The organism is Streptomyces sp. NPDC001194, from assembly GCF_042896985.1.
GTDB lineage: Bacteria > Actinomycetota > Actinomycetes > Streptomycetales > Streptomycetaceae > Streptomyces.
This window is the reverse complement of the sequence record NZ_JBIAXU010000019.1, coordinates 101654-121882: the sequence shown is the minus strand read 5'-3', so window position 1 is coordinate 121882 and position 20229 is coordinate 101654. Positions and strand designations below refer to the sequence as shown.

Sequence of the window (20229 nt, the reverse complement as noted above, 5' to 3'; positions counted from 1 at the left end):
CGGCCGATCGTAGTCAGCCGAGCGCCGGAACCGGCTCGGGCGGGTTCGGGCCCACGTACCGGGCGGCCGGACGGATGATCTTCGAATCGGCCGCCTGTTCGAGGATGTTCGCGCTCCAGCCGACCACGCGGGCCGCACAGAAGGTCGGGGTGAACATCTCGCGCGGCAGCCCGCACAGCTCCATGACCACGCCGGCGTAGAACTCCACGTTGGTGTGCAGCTCCCGCCCCGGCTTGAGCTCCGCGAGGATCTCCTCGACGTGCCGCTCCACCTCCACGGCGAAGTCCACGAGCGGACCGCCGAACCCGAGCGCGATGTCGCGCAGCATGCGCGAACGCGGGTCCTCCGTGCGGTACACGGGGTGCCCGAAGCCCATGATCCGGTCCCCGGCGAGCACCCGCTCGCGGACCCACGGCTCGATGCGCTCCGCCGTGCCGATGGCGTCCAGGGTGTCGAGGGCGCGGCTGGGCGCGCCGCCGTGCAGCGGGCCGGAGAGCGCGCCGACCGCCCCGGTGAGGGCGGCGGCGACGTCCGCGCCGGTGGAGGCGATCACGCGGGCGGTGAAGGTGGAGGCGTTGAAGCCGTGGTCGATGGTGGAGATCAGGTACCGCTCCACGGCCCGCGCCTTGGCCGGGTCGGGCTCCTGACCGGTGAGCATGTACAGGTAGTTGGCGGCGTACGGGAGGTCCGCGCGCGGCTCGACCGGCTCCAGGCCCTGCCCCAGCCGGTGCAGGGCGGTGAGCAGGGTCGGTACGGCGGCACAGGCGGCCAGCGCGTCGGCGGCCCGCCGCCCGGGGTCGATGTCGTACACGGGGCGGAACCCGGCGGAGGCGCCGAGCAGGGACAGCGCGGTCCGCAGCCCGGCGAGCGGGCCGGAGAGGGCGGTGGCCCGGGCGAGGCCGGGCAGGGCTCCCCGCACCGCGTCGGGCAGGCGGCGCAGCGGGGCGATCTCGGCGGCGAAGGCGGCCCGCTCGGCGGCGTCGGCCGGGAGGGCGCCGCGGAACATCAGGTGCCACACGTCCTCGAAGCTGCGGCTCGCGGCGAGCTCGACGGCCGAGTACTGGCGGTAGTGGTAGAAGCCCTCGCGGCCTCGGACGTCACCGAGTTCGGTCTCGGTGACCACGACTCCCGCGAGACCGCGGGGCACATCGACGGTGCTGTTCATGAATCGACCATCCATCATGGATTGAATCCTTGTCAATGTTGATTGAATCAATATATGTAGGGTGGATGTCATGAACGACGAGGCGGAGGGCGAACGCCGGCTCAGCACCCGGCAGGCGGCGGAACTGCTGGGGGTGAAGCCCGCGACGGTGTACGCGTACGTCAGCCGCGGCCAGCTCACCAGCCGCCGCGATCCCGTCGGCCGCGGCAGCAGTTTCGACGCGCGCGAGGTGGAGGCCCTGGCCCTGCGCAGCCGCCGCGAGGCGGCGGCGCCCCCGGGCGCGGAGCTCTCCGTACGCACCTCGCTCACGCTCATCGAGCCCGACCGGTACTACTTCCGGGGCGTGGACGCCGTCGAGCTGGCTTCGCGGTACCCCTACGAGGAGGTCGCCGAGTGGCTGTGGACCGGGGCGCTGCCGCGCAGCGCGCGGTTCACCGCTCCCCCGCAGGCGCTCTCCGCCGCCCGGCGCGCGGTGGCCGCGTTGCCCGAGCACAGCGGTCCGATCGACCGGCTGCGGGTGGCGACGGCGGCCGCCGCGGTCACCGATCCGCTGCGCTTCGACCTCTCCGCCGAGGCCGTACTGGGCTCCGCTCGCTGCCTGATCCCCACCCTGGTCGGCGCGCTGCCCGAGCTGGGCCCGCCCGGCCTGAGCGGGGACGGCCGGCTGGCCCGGCAGCTGTGGACGCGACTGACGCCGCGTGAGCCGGATCCGGACGCGCTGGGCGCGCTGGACCTGGCCCTCACCCTGCTCATCGACCACGATCTGGCCGCCTCGACCCTGGCCGTACGGGTGGCCGCCTCCGCGCGGGCCCATCCGTACGCGGCCGTCTCGGCCGGTCTCGGGGCGCTCGAAGGACCGCTGCACGGCGCGGCCGGACGGCTCGCGCACAGGACGCTGGTGGAGGCGCTGGAGCGGGGCGGAGCCGCGCCGGTGGTCGCCGACCACCTGCGGGCGGGGCGGCGGGTCCCGGGGCTGGGGCACCGGCTGTACGAGGGCGAGGACCCGCGGGCCACGGCGCTGTTCGCCCGGCTGGAGGGCGTACCGCAGGCGGGGCCCGCGCTGGCGGCCGCCCGGGAGGTCGTCGCGACGGCGGCGGCCCGGCGCGGCGGGCTCCACGCCAATGTGGACCTGGCGCTGGCGGTGCTGACGGTGTCCTGCGGGATGCCCGCGGAGGCCGGGGAGACGGTGTTCGCGGTGGCCCGGACCGCGGGCTGGATGGCGCACGCGCTGGAGGAGTACCAGGAGCGGCCGCTGCGGATGCGTCCGAGCGGCCAGTACCAGGGGCCCCGCCCGCCCCAGCCGATGCCGTGACGCGCCCCGGCCCGTGAACGCTCTCGTGCCGGCGGTCCGGCCGCGGGGTCAGGTCCGCAGCCAGACCGCCGTGTCCTGTGGAAGCATCCCGTCCGCATCCAGGGGGGAGCTGCTCAGCAGGAGGCTCGTGTGCGCCGGCAACCCGACCGGGGCACCGGACAGGTTGACCACGCAGACCAGCCCGTCGGGGCGGGCGAAGGCCAGCACCCCGGGCGGCGCGGGCACCCACGCGAGCGAGCCGTCTCCGAAACCGCCGGCCGCGCGGCGCAGCCCGAGGGCCGTCCGGTAGAGGGAGAGCATCGAGTCCGGGTCGTCGCCCTGGCGGTCCGCTGCGTACGCCCCCCAGCCCTCGGGCTGCGGCAGCCAGGGGTCGTGCCACGGCTCGGCGGTCCACGGCAGCGGGACCCGGCAGCCGTCGCGCCCCGGGTCGGTGCCACCGGAGCGGAAGTGCATGGGGTCCTGGATCCGGCCGGCCGGTATGTCGGCTTCCGGCAGGCCCAGTTCCTCGCCCTGGTAGACGTACACGGACCCGGGCAGGGCGAGCGTCAACAGGGCCGCGGCGCGCGCCCGCCGGGTGCCGAGGGCCAGGTCGGTGGGGGTGCCGAAGGCCTTGGCGGCGAAGTCGAAGCCGGTGTCGGCGCGCCCGTAGCGGGTGACGGTACGGGTCACGTCGTGGTTGCACAGCACCCAGGTGGCCGGGGCGCCGACCGGGGCGTGCTCGGCGAGGGTCTCCTCGATGGAGGTGCGCAGCCGCCCCGCGTCCCAGGGGCAGCTGAGGAAGGAGAAGTTGAAGGCCGTGTGCAGCTCGTCGGGGCGCAGGTAGCGGGCGAAGCGCTCGGAGTCGGGCAGCCAGACCTCGCCGACGAAGACGGCTCCGTAGGCGTCGGCGATCGCGCGCCACGCGCGGTAGACGGTGTGCAGGTCGTCCCGGTCGATGTACGGATGGGACTCGCCGGTCCCGGGCGGCCAGGGCTCGGGCGGGCGGCCGGCCAGGTCGGGCAGGGCCGGGTCCTTGGCGAGCAGGGCGGCGGAGTCGATCCGTACGCCGGCCACCCCCCGCTCGAACCAGAACCGCAGCACGTCCTCGTGCTCCCGCCGCACGGCGGGGTGGTCCCAGTTGAGGTCGGGCTGCTGCGGGGTGAACAGGTGCAGGTACCACTCGCCGTCGGGTACGCGCGTCCAGGTGGCGGCGCCGTTGAACTGGGAGGGCCAGTCCCCCGGCGGCAGTTCGCCCCCTTCGCCGCGGCCGGGGCGGAAGTGGAAGAGGCGGCGCTCGGGGCTGCCGGGCCCGGCGGCGAGCGCGGCCCGGAACCAGGGGTGCCGGTCGGAGACGTGGTTGGGGACGATGTCCACGATGGTCCGCAGGCCCAGCTCGCGGGCCTCGGCGATGAGCTTCTCGGCCTCGGCGAGGGTTCCGAAGGCGGGGTCGATGCTGCGGTAGTCGGCGACGTCGTAGCCTCCGTCGGCGAGCGGGGAGAGGTACCAGGGGGTGAACCAGAGGGCGTCCACGCCCAGTTCGGCGAGGTACGGGAGGCGGGCCCGGACGCCCGCGAGATCGCCGGTGCCGTCCCCGTCGCCGTCGGCGAAGCTGCGGACGTACACCTGGTAGATGGCGGCCGTGCGCCACCAGTCGGCGGCGTCTGCGGGCGGGGGGAGGTCAGCCACGGGGGGTCCTTTCACGGGGGGCGGCCGGGCGTGGCGGTGCGGGGCGCTGCGGTCGTCGGCCCTCGGCGTCAGCCCTTGAGGGAGCCCGCCGTCAGACCGCCCATGATGTTGCGCTGGAAGACCAGGAAGACGAGGAGCGTGGGCGCCGAGGCCATCGCGAGTGCGGCGATGAGGTGGTTCTCGGGCACTCCGGTGGACAGCGAGTAGATGCCGACGTTGAGGGTCTGCAGCGCCGGGTCGGGGAGGGTGAGCATCGGCCAGAGGAAGTCCTTCCAGACGCCGACGACCGCGAAGATCGACACGACGCCGAGGACGGGCCGGGACATCGGCAGGACCACGGACCGCAGGGTGCGCAGGGCGCTCGCTCCGTCGATGGAGGCGGCGTCGAGGATCTCCTGCGGGATGGAGTCGAAGAAGCGCTTCAGCAGGAAGATGTTGAAGGCGTTCGTGACGGACGGCAGCCAGATGACCCAGGGCGAGTCGAGCAGGTTCCGCCGGATGAGCGGCATGTCGAGCACGGTGAGGTACTGCGGTACGACGAGGACGGTGGCCGGGACCATCAGGGTCGCCAGCATCATGCCGAGGACCGCCTTGCCGAAGACCGGCCGCAGCCTGGACAGGGAGTAGGCGGCGCCGACGTCGAGGACGAGCTGGAAGGCGAGGGCTCCGAAGGCGTAGTAGAGGGTGTTGAAGAGGAGCTTGCCGAGGTCCATGACCTTCCAGGCGGCCGTGTAGTTGGCGGTGTGCGCCGAGTGCGGCACCAGGGTGGGCGGGACGCGGGCGAACTCCTCGGTGCTCTTGAGGCCGCCGGCCACCATCCAGTAGAGGGGGCCGAGGAAGACGACGGTGAACACGACGACGACCACGGCGAGGACGGTCCAGTAGAGGATCTTGCCCCGGGTGCGGCCCAGCCGGGCGGGGGATGTCAGCGTGCGCTCTGCCATCGCGGGGGCTCCTGTCAGCTCTCGTTGTCGCGGCTGAGGCGGACGTACAGGGCGGAGAAGCCGGCGAGCAGGACGAGCAGGCACAGGCCCAGGGCCGCGGCGCCGCCGTACTCGTTGAAGCTGAAGGCGTACTGGTAGATGAGGACGACGACGGTGGTGGTCGAGCCTTCGGGGCCGGCGCCGCCGGTCAGCAGGAACGGTTCGGTGAACACCTGCATCGTCGCGATGATCTGCATCAGCAGCATGAGCGAGAGGATGAGCTTGGTCTGCGGGACGGTGACGTGCCAGATCTTGCGCAGCAGTCCGGCGCCGTCGATCTCGGCGGCCTCGTACAGCTCTCCGGGGATGCCCTGGAGGGCCGCCAGGTAGATCAGGGTCGCGCCGCCCATGTTCATCCAGGTCGACGCGATGACGACGGAGAGCATGGCGGTGTCGCCGGACTGCAGCCAGTCTTGCGCCGGCAGGTGCAGGAATTCCAGGGCCCTGTTGAAGAGGCCGTATCCGGGGTCGTAGAAGTACTTGAACAGCAGGACCGAGGCGACCGGCGGCATCATGACGGGCAGGTAGACCAGCAGGCGCAGGTAGCCCTGCGCGTGCCGGAACTCGTTGAGGACGACGGCGACCACGAAGGGGAGCAGGAAGCCGAGGACCAGGGCGAGTCCGGTGAAGAGCAGGGTGTTGCGCCAGGCCTGCCAGAAGCCGGGGTCCTGGAAGACGTGGCGGAAGTTGTCCCAGCCGACCCATCGGGTGGTGCCGTCCTGCGTCTTCTGGAAGGCCAGCAGGAACTCCCGGACCATCGGGTACCAGGAGAAGAAGGAGAAGCAGAGGACGGCGCCGATCAGGAATCCGTGGGCCGTGAGGTTCCGCCTGAACGCCCGGCGGAACTCCTCCTTCGAGGCCGCGCGCGCGGCGCGGCCCGCGGGCAGCGTGGTGGGGGCCGACATGTCCGCCCGCTCCTACTGGTTCGCCAGCAGCTGGTTGACCGCCTTCTCCGCCTCGGCGAGGAGCTGTCCGGCGTCGGCGTCCTTGTTGGTGAGGACCCCGGACATCACCTTGTCGAGCACCTTGTAGACCTCCTGGGCCTTCCTCGGCTCGGCCTTGCCGGGTACCGGGTTGTCCAGGAAGGCCTTGAAGTTGGCGACGGGCATGGTGGCGCTGGCGGCCTTCAGTTCGTCGTCCCTCGTCTTGCTCGCGCCGGTGAAGAAGGCGGGCTGCGGGAGGCCGACCGGCAGGCCGTCGGCCTTGGAGCGGTCGTACCGGAACTGGCCCTTGCCCACCGCCAGGGTCTTGAAGTCCAGCCAGGCGACGGCGGCCTTGATCTTGTCGGGCGAAGCGCCCTTCTTGATCATGTAGCCGTTGCCGCCGGCCAGGGTCGCCGCACCGCCGGGGATCGGGCCCATGCCGAAGTTCTCGTACTTCGCGCCGAGCTGCTGGACCATGTACGTGATGTCGTCGGGCGCGGCGAGGAACATGCCGAGCTTGTCCGAGGCCATCTGCTTCTGCAGGTCGCCCCACTTGAGCAGCTGGGTCCTGCCCATGCTGTCGTCCTCCCAGCGCATGGCGTGGAGGTTGTCGACGATCTGCCGTCCGGTGGGGCTGTTGAAGGCGGCCTTGCCGTCGGCGCCGACGATGTCCCCGCCGAGGCCGTACACGGCGGCCGTGTAGTGCCAGCCTCCGGTGTTGTCGACGCTGTACTCGCCGTAGCCTGCGGTTCCGTTGCCGAGGGCCGCGATCTTCTTGGCCGCCGCCCGGACCTCGTCCCAGGTGCGCGGCGGGGTGTCGGGGTTCAGGCCCGCCTGCTGGAAGAGCTTGCGGTTGACCAGCAGGCCCATCGTGTAGTTGCTGGTGGGGAGGCCGTAGAGCTTGCCGTCGCGCCGGAGGACGCCCAGGACGTTCTTGTCGATGTCGCCGAGCGCGGGCACCGAGCGCGGGGTGACGTAGGGGGAGATGTCCTCGGCGCCGTCGTTGTCGAGGACCTGCTGGAGGTCGGTGAAGTAGGCGTAGAACACGTCCGGCTGGGACTTGGCCTTCAGCATCGCGGTGAAGCGCGGGGGCTCCAGGCACTGGCCGGGGGTGGAGCGGCCCTCGATCGTGACGTTCGGGTACGTCTTGTTGAACTCCGCCACGTCCTCCTTCCACTCCTTGAGCTCGGCCGCCTTCGCCGCGGGCGGCATGCAGTCGATGGAGAGGGTGACCTTCGTCTTCGGGTCGAGCGGGGCGGCGGCGTCGGCGGAACCGCCGCTCGGCCGCTCGGACTTGTCGTTGCCGCTGCTGCTCGTACCGCAGGCCGCGAGGGCCGTGACGGCGAGGGCGCAGACAACGGCGGCCGCGGTGCTGCGGCGGAGGCTGGTTCTCATCGGTGGTCCCCTTCGAGCATCGGGCAGGAGGCGTGGGGGCGAGCGCGGCACACTCAACCACCACCCACAGATGTGCGCAATATCGCGCGCAGATTTCGTAAGAGATTGACATTGCGATGCCGGACGCGAGACGCAAAAAGGGCTCCGGACCGCCCAGGGGACGTTCCGGAGCCCTTCGCCGTACGGGCGCGGCCGGTACGGGGCTACCTGCGCGGAGCCTGCGCCGTGGAGCCGCGGACCACCAGCTCGGGCTCGAAGAGCAGCTCGCCGGGTTGCACGGCGGCGCCCTGGATCTGCGCGGTCAGCAGCTCGACGGCGGCCCGGCCCATGGCCTCGATGGGCTGGCGGACGGTGGTCAGCGGGGGCTCGGTGCAGTTCATGAACGCCGAGTCGTCGTAGCCGACCACGGAGACCTCCCGCGGCACGTCCAGACCCCGGCGGCGGGCCGCCCGTACGGCGCCCAGCGCGAGCGGGTCGCTGGCGCAGATGATGCCGGTGACCCCGCGGTCGAGCAGCCGGGCGGCCGCCGCGTGGCCCCCCTCCAGCGAGAACAGCGCCCGCTCCACGTGGGCGGGGGGCAGCTCGGTGCCGGCCGCGGCGGCGACGGCCTGGGCGGCCGTCAGCTTGCGCAGGGACGGGATGTGGTCGGGCGGGCCCAGCACCAGGCCGATGCGCTCGTGCCCCAGGGAGGCCAGGTGGCGCCAGGCCTGCTCGACGGCGACGGCGTCGTCGCAGGCCACGCAGGGGAAGCCGAGGTCCTCTATGGAGGCGTTGATGAGCACCACCGGGACCTTGCGGTCGGACAGCAGCCGGTAGTGCCCGTGCGGGGCGTCGGCCTGGGCGAAGAGGCCGCCGGCGAAGACGACCCCGGACACCTGCTGCTGGAGGAGGAGCTCGACGTAGTCGGCCTCGGAGACCCCGCCGGTGGTCTGCGTGCACAGCACCGGGGTCAGCCCCTGCTGGGCCAGTGCGCCGCCGATGACCTCGGCGAACGCGGGGAAGATCGGATTCTGCAGCTCCGGCAGGACCAGGCCGACCAGCCGGGCGCGCTCCCCGCGCAGCTGCGTGGGCCGCTCGTACCCGAGGACGTCGAGGGCGGTGAGCACGGACTGGCGGGTGGCCTCCGAGACGCCCGGCTTGCCGTTGAGCACCCGGCTGACCGTTGCCTCGCTGACCCCCACCTTCTTCGCCACTTGAGCAAGTCGTCGCGTCATGCGCGCAAGACTAGCGCAAGAAATGCAAGTCGCTTGCGGCTCGGTGGAGCGGCCCCGGGAGTGCCCCGGAGCCGCTCCGCCGCCCGTCTTCGGGCTGCCGGGCTACGGCAGTTGGTTGATCCTGAACGTCGAGGTCGTGTTCCGTACGTCCACGGCGTTGTCGCTGGTCTTCAGGTTGTGGATGGTGACCTCACCGACTGCCGGGCCCTGCCCGTCCTCGGGCATCTCGTTCGCCCAGAGTCCGAAGCCGGACTTGGCGTCGAAGGCGTCCCCGCTCTTCTTCGCCCCGGTGATGGTGATGTCCTTCAGGACGGTGTCCGTGATCGGGTTGACCGGCCGGCCGCCGACGTACTGCGTCTGGAACATGATGCCGCTGTAGGTCGGATCGACGATGTCGACGTTGTTGATCCTGATGCCCTGGAACACCTTCGAGGCCGAGAACAGCCAGATCCCGGGGAACGTCTGCGCACCCCAGAAATGGCCGCCGGACCGGACGATCGAGACGTTCTCGAAGGTCGTCGGATCGGTACCGAACCCGTTCATCGGGTACCCGAAGTCCAGCGAGCTGACGGTGACGCCCGAGTAGACGAGGGTGTCGGCGATGTGGATGTTGCGGAAGGTGTTGTCGTAGCCGCCGTAGACGGCCACACCGGCCGCGCGCCAGGTCAGGATCGCGGTCAGGTTCTCGTACAGGTTGTTCTTCATGTCCGCGCCGCCCGCGTCGATCGCGGAGAACAGCGCGAAGCTGTCGTCGCCCGTGGACCGCGCCTCGTTGTTGGACACGAGGTTGTCCGTGCTGCCGTTGGTCATGTTGATGCCGTCGGCGAACGTGTCGCGGATCCGGGAGTTCTTGATCGTGATGCGGTCGGTGTTGGCGCCCCAGTAAAGGCACACGGTGTGCTCGTTCCAGACGTCGTCGATGGTGATGTCGCTGACGTTGGAGAAGTCGAACACCTTGCCGGGGCCGTCGATGCGCGAGGTGTAGTTGCCGAAGTAGGCGAATCCGGCGAAGGAGGACCCCTTGGCACTGGCCTCCGCACGCCAGCCGACGTCCGTGTTGTCCTGCGTGGACGGGGCGTGGAAGCGGGTGAACCAGGGTCCGGCGCCGAGCACCTGGACGGCCTTTCCGTACACCTGGAACTTGCTCGCCGTCTCGTACTCGCCGGGCGGCAGGTAGACGCCGACGAGTTTTCCGGTGGTGTCCATGCGGACCTTGTCCAGGGCGTTCTGCACGTCCTGGTGGCTGAATCCGGCGGGCACGGTGTACGTCGCCGGGTCCGGGTTGGGCGCGGCGACGGCCTGTTCGAGGCTGACGAAGTCGATGGCGTAGCTGGTGGTGTTGGCCGCGTCCTTCTGGAGGCGGATCCGGCTGCCCGCCGGGACGGTCTCCCCCAGCAGCAGGTTGGCCTCGTCGTAGACGTGCCGCGGGGCGCCGGAGCCCGGGGAGTTGCCCGGGGAGGCCTCGGCCCCGTACAGCCAGGCGTACTTGGAGGTCAGCGGCAGGGCCTTCTTGAAGGTGCCGTTGACGTAGACGTCGATGGTGGAGTCGATGCCGCCGCCGCCCGGGGCGTCCGGGATGGAGAAGCGGGTGACCAGGGTGTTGGTGGCGGCGCGGGTGGTGAACTCGACGTACTCGCCCGTCGCGTCGAGGGTGACCGCCTTGCGGCCGGAGGCCTCGCCCGCGATGTCGCCGACGGTGCGGTTGGGGCCGACGACGGTGGCTCCCCCGCCGACCGCGGCATCCTCCGCCTCGTACATCTCGAAGGGCATGTTCGCCCCGCGGCCCACGAAGAAGGGCTTGGTGGAGGTGTTGTTCGCGCGCTTGACCGGAAGCTCGTTGGCGTCGTCGGCGAGGACCGTCTTGACCGTGTACTTGCCGTTCACGGCCGGCCAGCTGCCGAGCGCGATCGGGGCGGTCGAGGCTCCGGGGGCGAGGGCTCCGCTGAAGGAGCCGGTGAGCGTACGGACGGTGGCGCCGGCCGCGTCCTGGAGGGTGAGGGTGACGCCGTGCGCGCCGGAGGCCGCCGCGACGGTGCCCTGGTTGCGGACGGTGACGGTGAAGTCGACCGGCCGGCCGGCGGACGGGGCGCTCGGGGACCAGCTCACCGAGGAGGCGACCAGGTCGGAGCTGTCGACCGGGCGGACCACCAGCGGGGCGGCGGTGAAGGTGTTGTTGGTGTCGTTCTGCTCGACGACCGCGTTCGCCTCGTCGACGATCGCGCTCAGCGGGTAGGTGCCGGCGTCGCGCGGGCCGATGCCGGCGGTGACGGTGGCCGTGGCGCCCGCTGCCAGGGCGGGCACGTTCGCCGTACCCACCGGGCTGCCGCCGAGCCGGAAGGTGACGGCGGTGGCGGCCGCCGGGGCCGTGCCGCTGTTGCGGACGGTGGCGGACAGCGTGACGGAGTCCGATTCGACGGGGGCCGCCGGAGCGGCGCTCAGGCCGGTGACCACCAGGTCGGGGTTGGGGGCGGGGACGCCGACGACCTGGAACTCGGCGATCTGGCCGTTGGAGGCCCCGGTGTTGGAGCCGAAGCGCAGCTGTACGTCCGCGACGCGGGCGTGCACCGGGATGGTGACGGTGTTGGCTCCGGACGCCGGGTCGAAGACGTAGTCCTTCGCGGCGACCAGGCCGGTGGCTCCCGGGGCGCTCTGCTCCCGTCCCAGGACCTGGATGTTCTGGGTGCGCGTGCCCCAGCTGCTGTCCGGGTTGAGTTTGAGGACCAGGCGGTCGACGTCGGCGTTGGCTCCGAGCTTGACCGTGAGGGTGCTCGGGTAGGCCCCGGCCGCGCCCTCCCAGTAGGTGGAGGTGCTGTTGTCGTTGGCGTTCTCCGCGACGAAGGTGTGGATCACGGAAGAGCCGGTGATCGGCTTGCCGACCGCCAGGTTGGAGCCGCCGCCTCCGGTGCCGTTGCGGATCACGGTGTTGCTGTCGCCGGAGCGGTTGCCCGCCGCGTCCTTGGCGCGCACGAAGTAGCCGACGGTGGCGTCGGCCGGCTGGCTGTCGGTGTACGTGGTGGCGCTGCCGGCCACCGTGGTCCGCAGCACGTTGTTCGCGTACACCTCGTAGCCGGTGACGCCGACGTTGTCGGTGGAGGCCTGCCAGGCCAGCTTGACCTGGCCGGCGGCCGGCTCGGTGAGGGTCAGGGCGCCGGGGGCGGTGGGCGCCTGGGTGTCCCCGGTGTCCGCGGCGCGGGTCACGCTGTTGCTGTCGGGCGACTGGTTGCCCGCCGCGTCCCTGGCCCGGACGCGGTAGGTGACGCTGGTGCCGGTGGGCTGCGTGTCGGTGTAGGTGGTGACGTCGCCGGCCACGCTGGTGCGCAGCTGGTTGTTCGCGTACACGTCGTAGCCGGTGACGGCGGTGTTGTCGGTGGCGGCCTTCCACGTGAGCTTGATCTGGCCGGTGGCCGGCTCGGTGTAGGCGAGTTCGGCGGGGGCGGTCGGGGGCTGGGTGTCCCCGGTCCGCGGCCCGTAGATCTCCAGCTCCGCCATCTGCCCGCCGGGCTGTACGGAGTTCGCCGAGATCAGGACCCGCAGGTGGCGTGTGGTGGCGGCGTCGAAGGTGATCGTCACCGCGTTGGCGCCGGCCGCCGGGTCGAACGCGTACGTCTTGGACGCGCTCAGGTCGGTGAAGTCGGTGCCGTTGGCGCTGCCCTGGAGCTTCAGCGTCTGGGTGCGGGCGCCCCAGCCCTCGGGCAGGCGCAGCACTACGCGGTCCACGCGGACGGACGCGCCGAGGTCGGCCTGGAGCCACTGGGGCAGGGCGTTGTTGGCGCTCTCCCAGTAGCTGGCCGCATTGCCGTCGTTGGCGTTGGCCGGGAGGTAGGCCTGGGTGCTGCTGCTCGCGGTCAGGGTCTTGCCGAGGGCCAGGTTGGCCGAGGACTCGCCGGCGGCGCGTACCTCCAGCTCGGAGAGCTGGGCCGCCTGCCAGCCGGTGTTCGCGGTGATGTCGATGCGGACGTAGCGGGTCTGGGCGGCCGGGAAGGTGATCGTGACGGTGTTCCCGCCGCCCTGCCCGAAGGTGTACGTCGCCGAGCTCACCAGGGTGGTGAAGGCGGTGCCGTCGGCGCTGCCCTGGACGGAGAGGGTCTGGTTGCGGCTCTCCCAGGCCGCGGGGAGCTTGAGCACCACCTGGTCGACGCGGGCGGTGGCGCCGAGATCGGTCTGCACCCATTGCGGAAGCGCGCCGCCGCCGCTCTCCCAGTAGGTGGACTGGTTGCCGTCGGTGGCGTTGGCGGCCGTGTAGGCGCCGTTGCTGCTGCTCGCCGCGGCGGGGCGGCCGGCCGAGACGCTCGGGCCGCCGGCGGCCTCGGCGCTCAGGGCGGGCCATCCCAGCATCAGCAGGGCCGTGGCGGTCAGGGCGGCCAGCGCCCGTCCTCTCCAGTGGAGCCTTCTCATATGTCCTCGTCCCTCGGCATGAGTTTTCTGAACCAGGTGAGATAGGAATTTGCGTCGTGCCGTGCGAGAGTTGCAGAGCTTTGCCGAGTCGTCTACTGCTCTGACCGCACTTTCATGCCGCCATCTCTTGCGCAAGCTGGACGCAAATCACGCAAGCCATTTGCGTGCACATGGGAAATTCCGCTTCGGCCGAAGGCGACCTACCGTTGCTGGTCATGCGGTTCCTCCACATGAGCGCTCGGCGCCTCGGGCTGCCCAGACGGGCCGTCTCGCAGATCCTGCTCACCCAGCTGGCCATCGCCGCCGGGGTCGTCGTGCTGGCCACCGGACTCTTCCTGGCCCCGCTCGGCGCGCAGCTCGACGACCAGGCCATGCGGCGTGCCCTGGCCATCGCCCAGAGCGCGGCCGCGGACCCGTCGCTGGCCGCGGACCTCCTGGACTCCGGGCCGACGGCCGACAGCCCGGTGCAGGCCGCGGCCGAGCGGATCCGGCGGGCCACGGGCGCCGAGTACGTGGTCGTCATGGACCTGGACGGCATCCGCCGCTCGCACCCCGGCGCCGACCGGATCGGACTGCCCGTCTCCACCGACCCGAGCGAGGCCCTCTCGGGCCACGAGGTCATGGAGATCGACGAGGGCACGCTCGGCCGCTCCGCCCGCGGCAAGGTCCCCCTCGTCGCGGCCGACGGGGAGATCGTCGGCGCGGTCTCCGTCGGCATCGCCTACGACAGCGTCCGCGACCGGCTCCTCGGCTCGATCCCGGGCCTGCTCGCCTACGCGGGCGGCGCCCTCGCGGCCGGTGCGCTCGCCGCCTACCTGCTGTCCCGCCGCATCCAGCGGCAGACCCGCGACCTGGCCTTCTCCGATATCGCGGGACTGCTCGCCGAGCGCGAGGCGATGCTGCACTCCATCCGCGAGGGCGTGGTCGCCCTCGACCGCGGCGGCCGGGTCCGCCTGGTCAACGACGAGGCCGCCCGGCTTCTGGGCCTGGCTCCCGACACGGCCGCCACCGTCGCCGGGCGGCCGCTGGACGAGGTACTGGGCGCCGGCCGCACCACCGACGTCCTCGCCGGCCGCGTCACCGGCCACGATCTGCTCACCGTCCAGGGCCCCCGGGTACTGGTCGCCAACCGGATGCCCACCGAGGACGGAGGCGCCGTCGCCACCCTGCGCGACCGCACCGAGCTGGAACACCTCGGCCGCGAGCTCGACTCCACCAAGGGCCTGATCGACGCCCTGCGCGCGCAGGACCACGAACACGCCAACCGCCTCCACACCCTCCTCGGCCTGCTGGAGCTGGGCCTGCACGAGGAGGCGGTGGAGTTCGTCACCGAGGTCGTCGGCGTGCACCGCAGCACCGCCGAACAGGTCACCGAGAAGGTCCACGACCCCCTGCTGGCCGCCCTCCTGGTGGGCAAGGCGACCGTCGCGGCCGAACGAGGCGTCCCACTGCGGCTCGCCGACGCCACTTTCCTGCCCGACGGCCTCGTCGACCCCGGCGGGCTCGTCACCATCACGGGCAACCTCGTGGACAACGCCCTGGACGCGGCAGCGGGCTCCGCCGCGCCCCTGGTCGAGGTCGAGCTGCGCGCCGAAGGCCGTACGGCGATCCTGCGGGTGCGGGACAGCGGCCCCGGCGTCCCGGCCGCCCGACGCGAGGAGATCTTCACCGAGGGCTGGTCGACCAAGCAGCCCAAGGCGCACCGCGAGCGCGGACTGGGTCTGGCACTCGTACGCCGCCTCGCGGAGCGGCAGGGCGGCACGGCCCGGGCCGGCGAGACAGCGGACGGAGGGGCGGAGTTCTCCGTCGTACTCCCGGAGGCCCTGCGATGAAGGAGATCCCGGTCCACGACATCCACGTATTGGTCGTCGACGACGACGTGCGCGTTGCCCGGATCAACGCGGCCTACGTGGCGAAGGTTCCCGGCTTCCGCGTCGTCGCCCAGGCCCATTCCGCGGCCGAGGCGCTGGCCTGCCTCGACTCCCGCACCGTGGACCTGATCCTGCTCGACCACTACCTGCCGGACCAGAACGGCCTGGACCTGGTCCGCCGGCTGCGCCAGCTCGGCCACCGCACCGACGTGATCATGGTCACGGCCGCCCGCGACCTGGCCACCGTGCAGTCCGCCATGCGCCTCGGCGCCCTCCAGTACCTGGTCAAACCCTTCACCTTCGCCGGACTGCGCTCCCGGCTGGAGGCGTACGGCTCCCTGCGCCGCACCCTGGAGACGGGCGGCGAGGCCGAACAGGCCGAGGTGGACCGGATCTTCGGCGCCCTCGCCGCGGCCGGCTCCCCGAACGAGCTGCCCAAGGGCCACTCGGCCACCACCGCCGAGCTGGTCCGCCAGGTCCTCCGCTCCGCCGAAGGCCCGCTCTCCACCCAGCAGATCGCCGACCGCGCCGGCATCAGCCGCCAGACCGCACAGCGCTACCTGAAGCTCCTGGAGCGCACCGGCCGGGTCACCCTGGCCCTGCGCTACGGCGAGACGGGCCGCCCGGAACACCGCTACTCCTGGCTGCCTTCCGAGGGCCCGTGACCCGCCGGGCGGGGACGGGCGCCCCGCTCAGACGGCACCGGCCCCCGTCAGCGAGCGGACCTCCGTCTCCGCGTGCTTCGCCTCGTCCGGCTCCTCGGCCGAGGTGACCGTGCCCATCCAGCCCGCCAGGAAGCCCAGCGGGATCGAGACCAGGCCCGGGTTCTGCAGCGGGAAGAACTGGAAGCTCACGCCCGGGAACAGGGATTCCGGGCTGCCGGAGACCACCGGCGACAGGAGCACCAGCACCACCGCCGGCACCAGGCCCCCGTACACCGACCAGACGGCGCCGCGCGTGGTGAACGCCCGCCAGAACAGCGAGTACAGCAGCACCGGCAGATTGGCCGAGGCCGCCACCGCGAAGGCCAGACCCACCAGGAACGCCACGTTCAGGTCCTGGGCGAGCAGCCCCAGGGCGATGGCCACCGCACCGATCCCCACGGCCGCGACCCGGGCCACGGCCACCTCGCTGCGCTGGCGCGCGTGCCGGCGCTTGAGCGAGGCGTACAGATCGTGTGCCACCGAGGCCGAGGAGGCCAGCGTGATCCCGGCGACCACGGCCAGGATCGTGGCGAAGGCGATCGCCGCCACGATGGCGAACAGCACCGCTCCCCCGGTCGACTCGGCCCCACCGCCCAGGAAGGCCGCGAGCAGCGGGACGGCCGTGTTCCCCGAGGCGTTGGAGGCCCGTACCTCCTCCGGGCCCACCAGCGCGGCCGCCCCGAAGCCGAGCACGATGGTCATCAGGTAGAAGCCGCCGATCAGCGCGATCGCCCACACCACCGACCTGCGGGCGGCCCGCGCCGTGGGGACCGTGTAGAAGCGCGACAGGATGTGCGGCAGCCCGGCCGTACCCAGCACCAGCGCGAGACCGAGGCTCATGAAGTCGAAGCGGGAGGTCCAGTCGGCGCCGTACTTGAGCCCCGGGCTCAGGAACCGCCGCCCGTGGCCGCTGCGCTCGGCGGCGCTGGTGAGCAGCTGGCCGAAGTCCCCGTGGAAGCGCAGGAGTACGAGCACGGTGAGGGTGACGGCCCCGCCCATGAGCAGCACGGCCTTCACGATCTGGATCCAGGTGGTGGCCCGCATGCCCCCGAAGGACACGTAGACCACCATCAGCGCGCCGACCCCGATCACCGTCAGCGTCCGGGCGGCGGTGCCCGAATCGCCCAGCAGCAGGCCCACCAGGCTGCCCGCGCCGACCATCTGCGCGACGAGGTACAGCACCGAGACGGTGACGGAGGAGGCTCCGGCCGCGATCCGTACGGGCCGCTCGCTCATCCGGGCCGCGACCACGTCGGCGAGGGTGAAGCGCCCGCAGTTGCGGACCAGTTCGGCGACGAGGAAGAGCACGACGAGCCAGGCGACCAGGAAGCCCACCGAGTACAGCAGGCCGTCGTAGCCGAACAGGGCGATGAGGCCGGAGATGCCGAGGAAGGAGGCGGCGGACATGTAGTCGCCGGCGATGGCGAAACCGTTCTCCATCGGGGAGAACAGCCTTCCTCCGACGTAGAACTCCTCGGCGGAGCCGTGCCGGTTGCGGCTGACCCAGGTGGTGATGCCCAGGGTGACCGCGATGAAGAGGCTGAACAGGATCAGGGCGAGCATCTGGTGTTCGGTGGTCACCGGCCGGACCCCCGGCCCTGGTTCCGGTTCCGCTCCTGGTCGCGCTCCTGCTCGAAGACCGTCCAGCGCAGGTCGAGCGCCGCCCGGTCCCGGCGCAGCCGCGCGTGCCGGGCGTACGCCCAGGTCAGCAGGAAGGTGCTGAGGAACTGGCCGAGGCCCGCCAGCAGCGCCACGTTGACGGCGCCGAACACGGGCCGGGCCATGAGGCCGGGCGCCATGGTCGCCGCGACCACGTAGGCGACGTACCAGAGGAGGAATCCGGCGGTCGCGGGGACGACGAACCCGCGGTAGCGGCTGCGGACCTCCTGGAAGGCGGCGCTGCGCTGCACTTCCAGGTAGATGTCTGATGCCCCGGGCGCCGCCCGGCCTCCGGCCGCCGGACGCGGGGGCGGCGGATCGCCGCCCTCGCCCTCCCCCCAGCCGACGGCGAGCGCGTCGTACCAGGGGTCGTCGAGCCGGATCGTTCCGGCATCGGGACCTTCGTGCTTGTCCACCGAACTCTCCTTGTCCGCTGCCGCATTGGCCGCGTGCCCACAAGGATGTGCGGTATGGACGTTTTCCGGACTGGTGTCCCGGTGCTCTTCACTCCAACAGGTGATGGAGCGAAGAGCACCGGTGTGCCGTGGTCCCGGTGTGCGTCCCGGTCAGGCGTCGATGCGCGAGCGGTCCAGGGTCGCCGCGGAGCTCGTGATGAACTCCTTGCGCGGCGCCACCTCGTTGCCCATCAGCAGGTCGAAGACCTGCTCGGCGGAGTCCAGGTCGCCGATGTTGATCCGGCGCAGCGTGCGGAAGCGCGGGTCCATGGTGGTCTCCGCCAGCTGGTCCGCGTCCATCTCGCCGAGACCCTTGTAGCGCTGGATCGAATCCTTGTACCGGACGTTCTTGCGCTGGAATTCGAGCAGGGTCTGGCGCAGCTCGTTGTCCGAGTACGTGTAGACGTACTTGTCCTGGCCCTTCTTGGGCTGGACGAGTTCGATCCGGTGCAGCGGCGGCACCGCGGCGAACACCCGGCCGGCCTCGACCATCGGCCGCATGTACCGCTGGAAGAGCGTGAGCAGCAGGCAGCGGATGTGCGCGCCGTCGACATCGGCGTCGACGAGCAGGACGATCTTGCCGTAGCGCGCGGCGTCGATGTCGAAGGTCCGACCCGAGCCGGCCCCTATGACCTGGATGATCGCCCCGCACTCGGCGTTCTTGAGCATGTCCGAGACCGAGGACTTCTGGACGTTCAGGATCTTGCCGCGGATCGGCAGGAGCGCCTGGAATTCCGAATTCCGCGCGAGCTTGGCGGTACCGAGCGCGGAGTCGCCCTCGACGATGAAGAGCTCGCTGCGCTCCACGTCGTCGCTGCGGCAGTCGGCCAGCTTCGCGGGCAGCGAGGAGGTCTCCAGCGCGGTCTTGCGGCGCTGCGCCTCCTTGTGCTGGCGGGCGGCGATCCGGGTCCGGGCAGCCGCGACGATCTTCTCCATCACGGCGCGGGCCTGCTGCTTGTCGTCGCGCTTCGTGCTGGTCAGGAAGGCCTTGAGTTCCTTGGCGACCACGGCCGCGACGATCCGGGCGGCCGCCGAGGTGCCGAGCACCTCCTTGGTCTGCCCTTCGAACTGCGGCTCGGCCAGCCGGACGGTGACGACCGCCGTCAGGCCCTCCATCGCGTCGTCCTTGACCACGTCGTCCTCGGCCACGCGCAGCAGCTTCGCCGAGCGGAGCACCTCGTTCACGGTCTTGGCGACCGAGCGCTCGAAGCCCGTGATGTGGGTGCCGCCCTTGGGCGTGGCGATGATGTTGACGAAGGACTTGACCTGGGTCTCGTACCCGGTGCCCCAGCGCAGGGCGATGTCCACGCCGAGCTCGCGGGTGACCTCGGTGGGGGTCATGTGTCCGCGCTCGTCGAGGACGGGGACGGTCTCCTTGAAGGTGCCCTGACCGGTCAGGCGCAGCACGTCGCAGACGGCCTTGTCCTGCGCGAGGTACTCGCAGAACTCGCTGATGCCCCCGTCGAAGCGGAAGGTCTCCTCCGTCTTGCCGGCCCCGTCGATGGCGCGCTCGTCGCGGACGACGATGGTCAGGCCGGGGACGAGGAAGGCGGTCTGGCGGGCACGCTGGTAGAGCGTGTCCAGGGTGAGCCGGGCGTCCTTGAGGAAGATCTGCCGGTCGGCCCAGTAGCGGACCCGGGTGCCGGTCTTGCCCTTGGCGACGCGCTTGATCTTGCGCAGGCCGTTGGCGGGGTCGAACGGGCTGTCGGGGCCCTGCTCGGTGAACATGCCCGGGACGCCGCGGCGGAAGCTGATCCCGTGGGTGGAGCTGCCCCGGTCCACCTCGACGTCCAGCCGGGCGGAGAGGGCGTTGACCACGGAGGCGCCGACGCCGTGCAGGCCGCCGGAGGCCGCGTACGAGCCCCCGCCGAACTTGCCGCCGGCGTGCAGCTTGGTCATGACGACCTCGACGCCGGACAGCCCGGTCTTGGGCTCGACGTCGACGGGGATGCCGCGGCCGTTGTCCCGGACCTCGACCGAGGTGTCCTCGTGGAGGATCACCTCGATGTGGTCGCAGTAGCCCCCCAGGGCCTCGTCCACGGCGTTGTCGATGATCTCCCAGAGGCAGTGCATGAGGCCTCGGGAGTCGGTGGACCCGATATACATGCCGGGGCGCTTGCGGACGGCCTCGAGGCCTTCGAGGACGAGCAGGTGCCGCGCGGTGTAGTTGGAGCCGTCCCGGTCTGCTCCGGACAGCAGCGCGCTGGAAGGCACGGACGTGTCGGCGGTCACGCAGTTCGCTCCTCGCTGAATTTCTTTTTCTGGCCCGTCGGGCGCAGGGTGGCTCGGTTGCCCGTCGAAGGGTACCGAGGCCTGGTAGAGCCGATGCAACGCCACCCTCGCGCCTTCATCAGCCTAGTGCAGGACCGCACGGGTGTTCGATCCCCCGGTCGGGTGAAGCAAACATCACGTTCCCTTCCAGGCATGAACCATTTAGTGTTCGGGCACGTCCTCATGAACAACCCGGCACTCCGCCGGGGAGGACGGA

Annotated in this window: 13 protein-coding genes; 3 read left to right on the top strand and 10 right to left on the bottom strand. The window is 71.5% G+C overall.

Going from position 1 to position 20229, the window contains the following annotated elements:
- Nucleotides 1-13: 13 nt before the first annotated feature.
- On the bottom strand, nt 14-1180 hold the full coding sequence (locus ACFY1T_RS29380) for a citrate synthase/methylcitrate synthase (protein WP_390790857.1): 1167 nt from the start codon (nt 1178-1180) through the stop codon (nt 14-16).
- 55 nt (nt 1181-1235) lie between these two features.
- Here ACFY1T_RS29380 and ACFY1T_RS29375 point away from each other — a divergent pair, with 55 nt between their 5' ends.
- The gene (locus ACFY1T_RS29375; protein ID WP_390790826.1) at nt 1236-2477 is read left to right on the top strand and encodes a citrate/2-methylcitrate synthase; all 1242 of its coding nucleotides are present in this window, start codon (nt 1236-1238) and stop codon (nt 2475-2477) included.
- 48 nt (nt 2478-2525) lie between these two features.
- Here the strand turns inward: ACFY1T_RS29375 and ACFY1T_RS29370 are convergent, their stop codons facing one another.
- From ACFY1T_RS29370 to ACFY1T_RS29345, 6 genes are all read right to left on the bottom strand, one after another.
- Nucleotides 2526-4142, bottom strand: coding sequence for a glycoside hydrolase family 13 protein (locus ACFY1T_RS29370; RefSeq protein ID WP_390790825.1), 1617 nt, complete (start codon nt 4140-4142; stop codon nt 2526-2528).
- Nucleotides 4143-4210: 68 nt separating this feature from the next.
- Nucleotides 4211-5086 (bottom strand): carbohydrate ABC transporter permease, encoded by an 876-nt coding sequence (locus ACFY1T_RS29365; protein WP_390790824.1) that lies wholly within the window; start codon nt 5084-5086, stop codon nt 4211-4213.
- 14 nt (nt 5087-5100) lie between these two features.
- Entirely contained in the window at nt 5101-6030 is a 930-nt protein-coding gene (locus tag ACFY1T_RS29360) for a carbohydrate ABC transporter permease (RefSeq protein WP_390790823.1), read from the bottom strand.
- A gap of 12 nt (nt 6031-6042) precedes the next feature.
- The gene (locus ACFY1T_RS29355; protein ID WP_390790822.1) at nt 6043-7443 is read right to left on the bottom strand and encodes an ABC transporter substrate-binding protein; all 1401 of its coding nucleotides are present in this window, start codon (nt 7441-7443) and stop codon (nt 6043-6045) included.
- Between the two features lie 203 nt (nt 7444-7646).
- The gene (locus tag ACFY1T_RS29350) at nt 7647-8657 is read right to left on the bottom strand and encodes a LacI family DNA-binding transcriptional regulator (RefSeq protein ID WP_390790821.1); all 1011 of its coding nucleotides are present in this window, start codon (nt 8655-8657) and stop codon (nt 7647-7649) included.
- Between the two features lie 102 nt (nt 8658-8759).
- Nucleotides 8760-13052, bottom strand: a complete 4293-nt coding sequence (locus tag ACFY1T_RS29345) for a discoidin domain-containing protein (protein ID WP_390790820.1) — start codon at nt 13050-13052, stop codon at nt 8760-8762.
- A 230-nt stretch (nt 13053-13282) separates the two neighbouring features.
- On the opposite strand from ACFY1T_RS29345, the gene ACFY1T_RS29340 reads away from it, so the two are divergent.
- Together ACFY1T_RS29340 and ACFY1T_RS29335 are read left to right on the top strand one after the other, a co-directional pair.
- Nucleotides 13283-14884, top strand: coding sequence for an ATP-binding protein (locus ACFY1T_RS29340; protein ID WP_390790819.1), 1602 nt, complete (start codon nt 13283-13285; stop codon nt 14882-14884).
- Entirely contained in the window at nt 14881-15588 is a 708-nt protein-coding gene (locus ACFY1T_RS29335; protein WP_390790818.1) for a response regulator, read from the top strand. Before ACFY1T_RS29340 ends, ACFY1T_RS29335 begins: the two co-directional genes overlap by 4 nt.
- Nucleotides 15589-15615: 27 nt before the next feature.
- Here ACFY1T_RS29335 and ACFY1T_RS29330 read toward each other — a convergent pair whose 3' ends face one another.
- The 3 genes from ACFY1T_RS29330 to ACFY1T_RS29320 form a co-directional block, all read right to left on the bottom strand.
- Nucleotides 15616-17208 carry a cation acetate symporter gene (locus ACFY1T_RS29330; protein WP_390790817.1) on the bottom strand — a complete coding sequence of 531 codons (1593 nt, stop codon included), beginning with the start codon at nt 17206-17208 and terminating at the stop codon, nt 15616-15618.
- Complete coding sequence (locus ACFY1T_RS29325) at nt 17205-17702, bottom strand: DUF485 domain-containing protein (RefSeq protein ID WP_037845350.1); 498 nt, start codon at nt 17700-17702, stop codon at nt 17205-17207. The genes ACFY1T_RS29330 and ACFY1T_RS29325 overlap by 4 nt, the downstream gene beginning before the upstream one ends.
- Before the next feature lie 150 nt (nt 17703-17852).
- The gene (locus tag ACFY1T_RS29320; RefSeq protein ID WP_030859577.1) at nt 17853-19973 is read right to left on the bottom strand and encodes a type IIA DNA topoisomerase subunit B; all 2121 of its coding nucleotides are present in this window, start codon (nt 19971-19973) and stop codon (nt 17853-17855) included.
- Nucleotides 19974-20229: the final 256 nt, after the last annotated feature.

Coding starts and splice junctions, on each gene's coding strand:
- ACFY1T_RS29380 (WP_390790857.1), bottom strand. CDS start 1,180: ATGGATGGTCGATTCATGAACAGCACCGTCGATGTGCCCCGCGGTCTC.
- ACFY1T_RS29375 (WP_390790826.1), top strand. CDS start 1,236: ATGAACGACGAGGCGGAGGGCGAACGCCGGCTCAGCACCCGGCAGGCG.
- ACFY1T_RS29365 (WP_390790824.1), bottom strand. CDS start 5,086: ATGGCAGAGCGCACGCTGACATCCCCCGCCCGGCTGGGCCGCACCCGG.
- ACFY1T_RS29360 (WP_390790823.1), bottom strand. CDS start 6,030: ATGTCGGCCCCCACCACGCTGCCCGCGGGCCGCGCCGCGCGCGCGGCC.
- ACFY1T_RS29355 (WP_390790822.1), bottom strand. CDS start 7,443: ATGAGAACCAGCCTCCGCCGCAGCACCGCGGCCGCCGTTGTCTGCGCC.
- ACFY1T_RS29350 (WP_390790821.1), bottom strand. CDS start 8,657: ATGACGCGACGACTTGCTCAAGTGGCGAAGAAGGTGGGGGTCAGCGAG.
- ACFY1T_RS29345 (WP_390790820.1), bottom strand. CDS start 13,052: ATGAGAAGGCTCCACTGGAGAGGACGGGCGCTGGCCGCCCTGACCGCC.
- ACFY1T_RS29340 (WP_390790819.1), top strand. CDS start 13,283: ATGAGCGCTCGGCGCCTCGGGCTGCCCAGACGGGCCGTCTCGCAGATC.
- ACFY1T_RS29335 (WP_390790818.1), top strand. CDS start 14,881: ATGAAGGAGATCCCGGTCCACGACATCCACGTATTGGTCGTCGACGAC.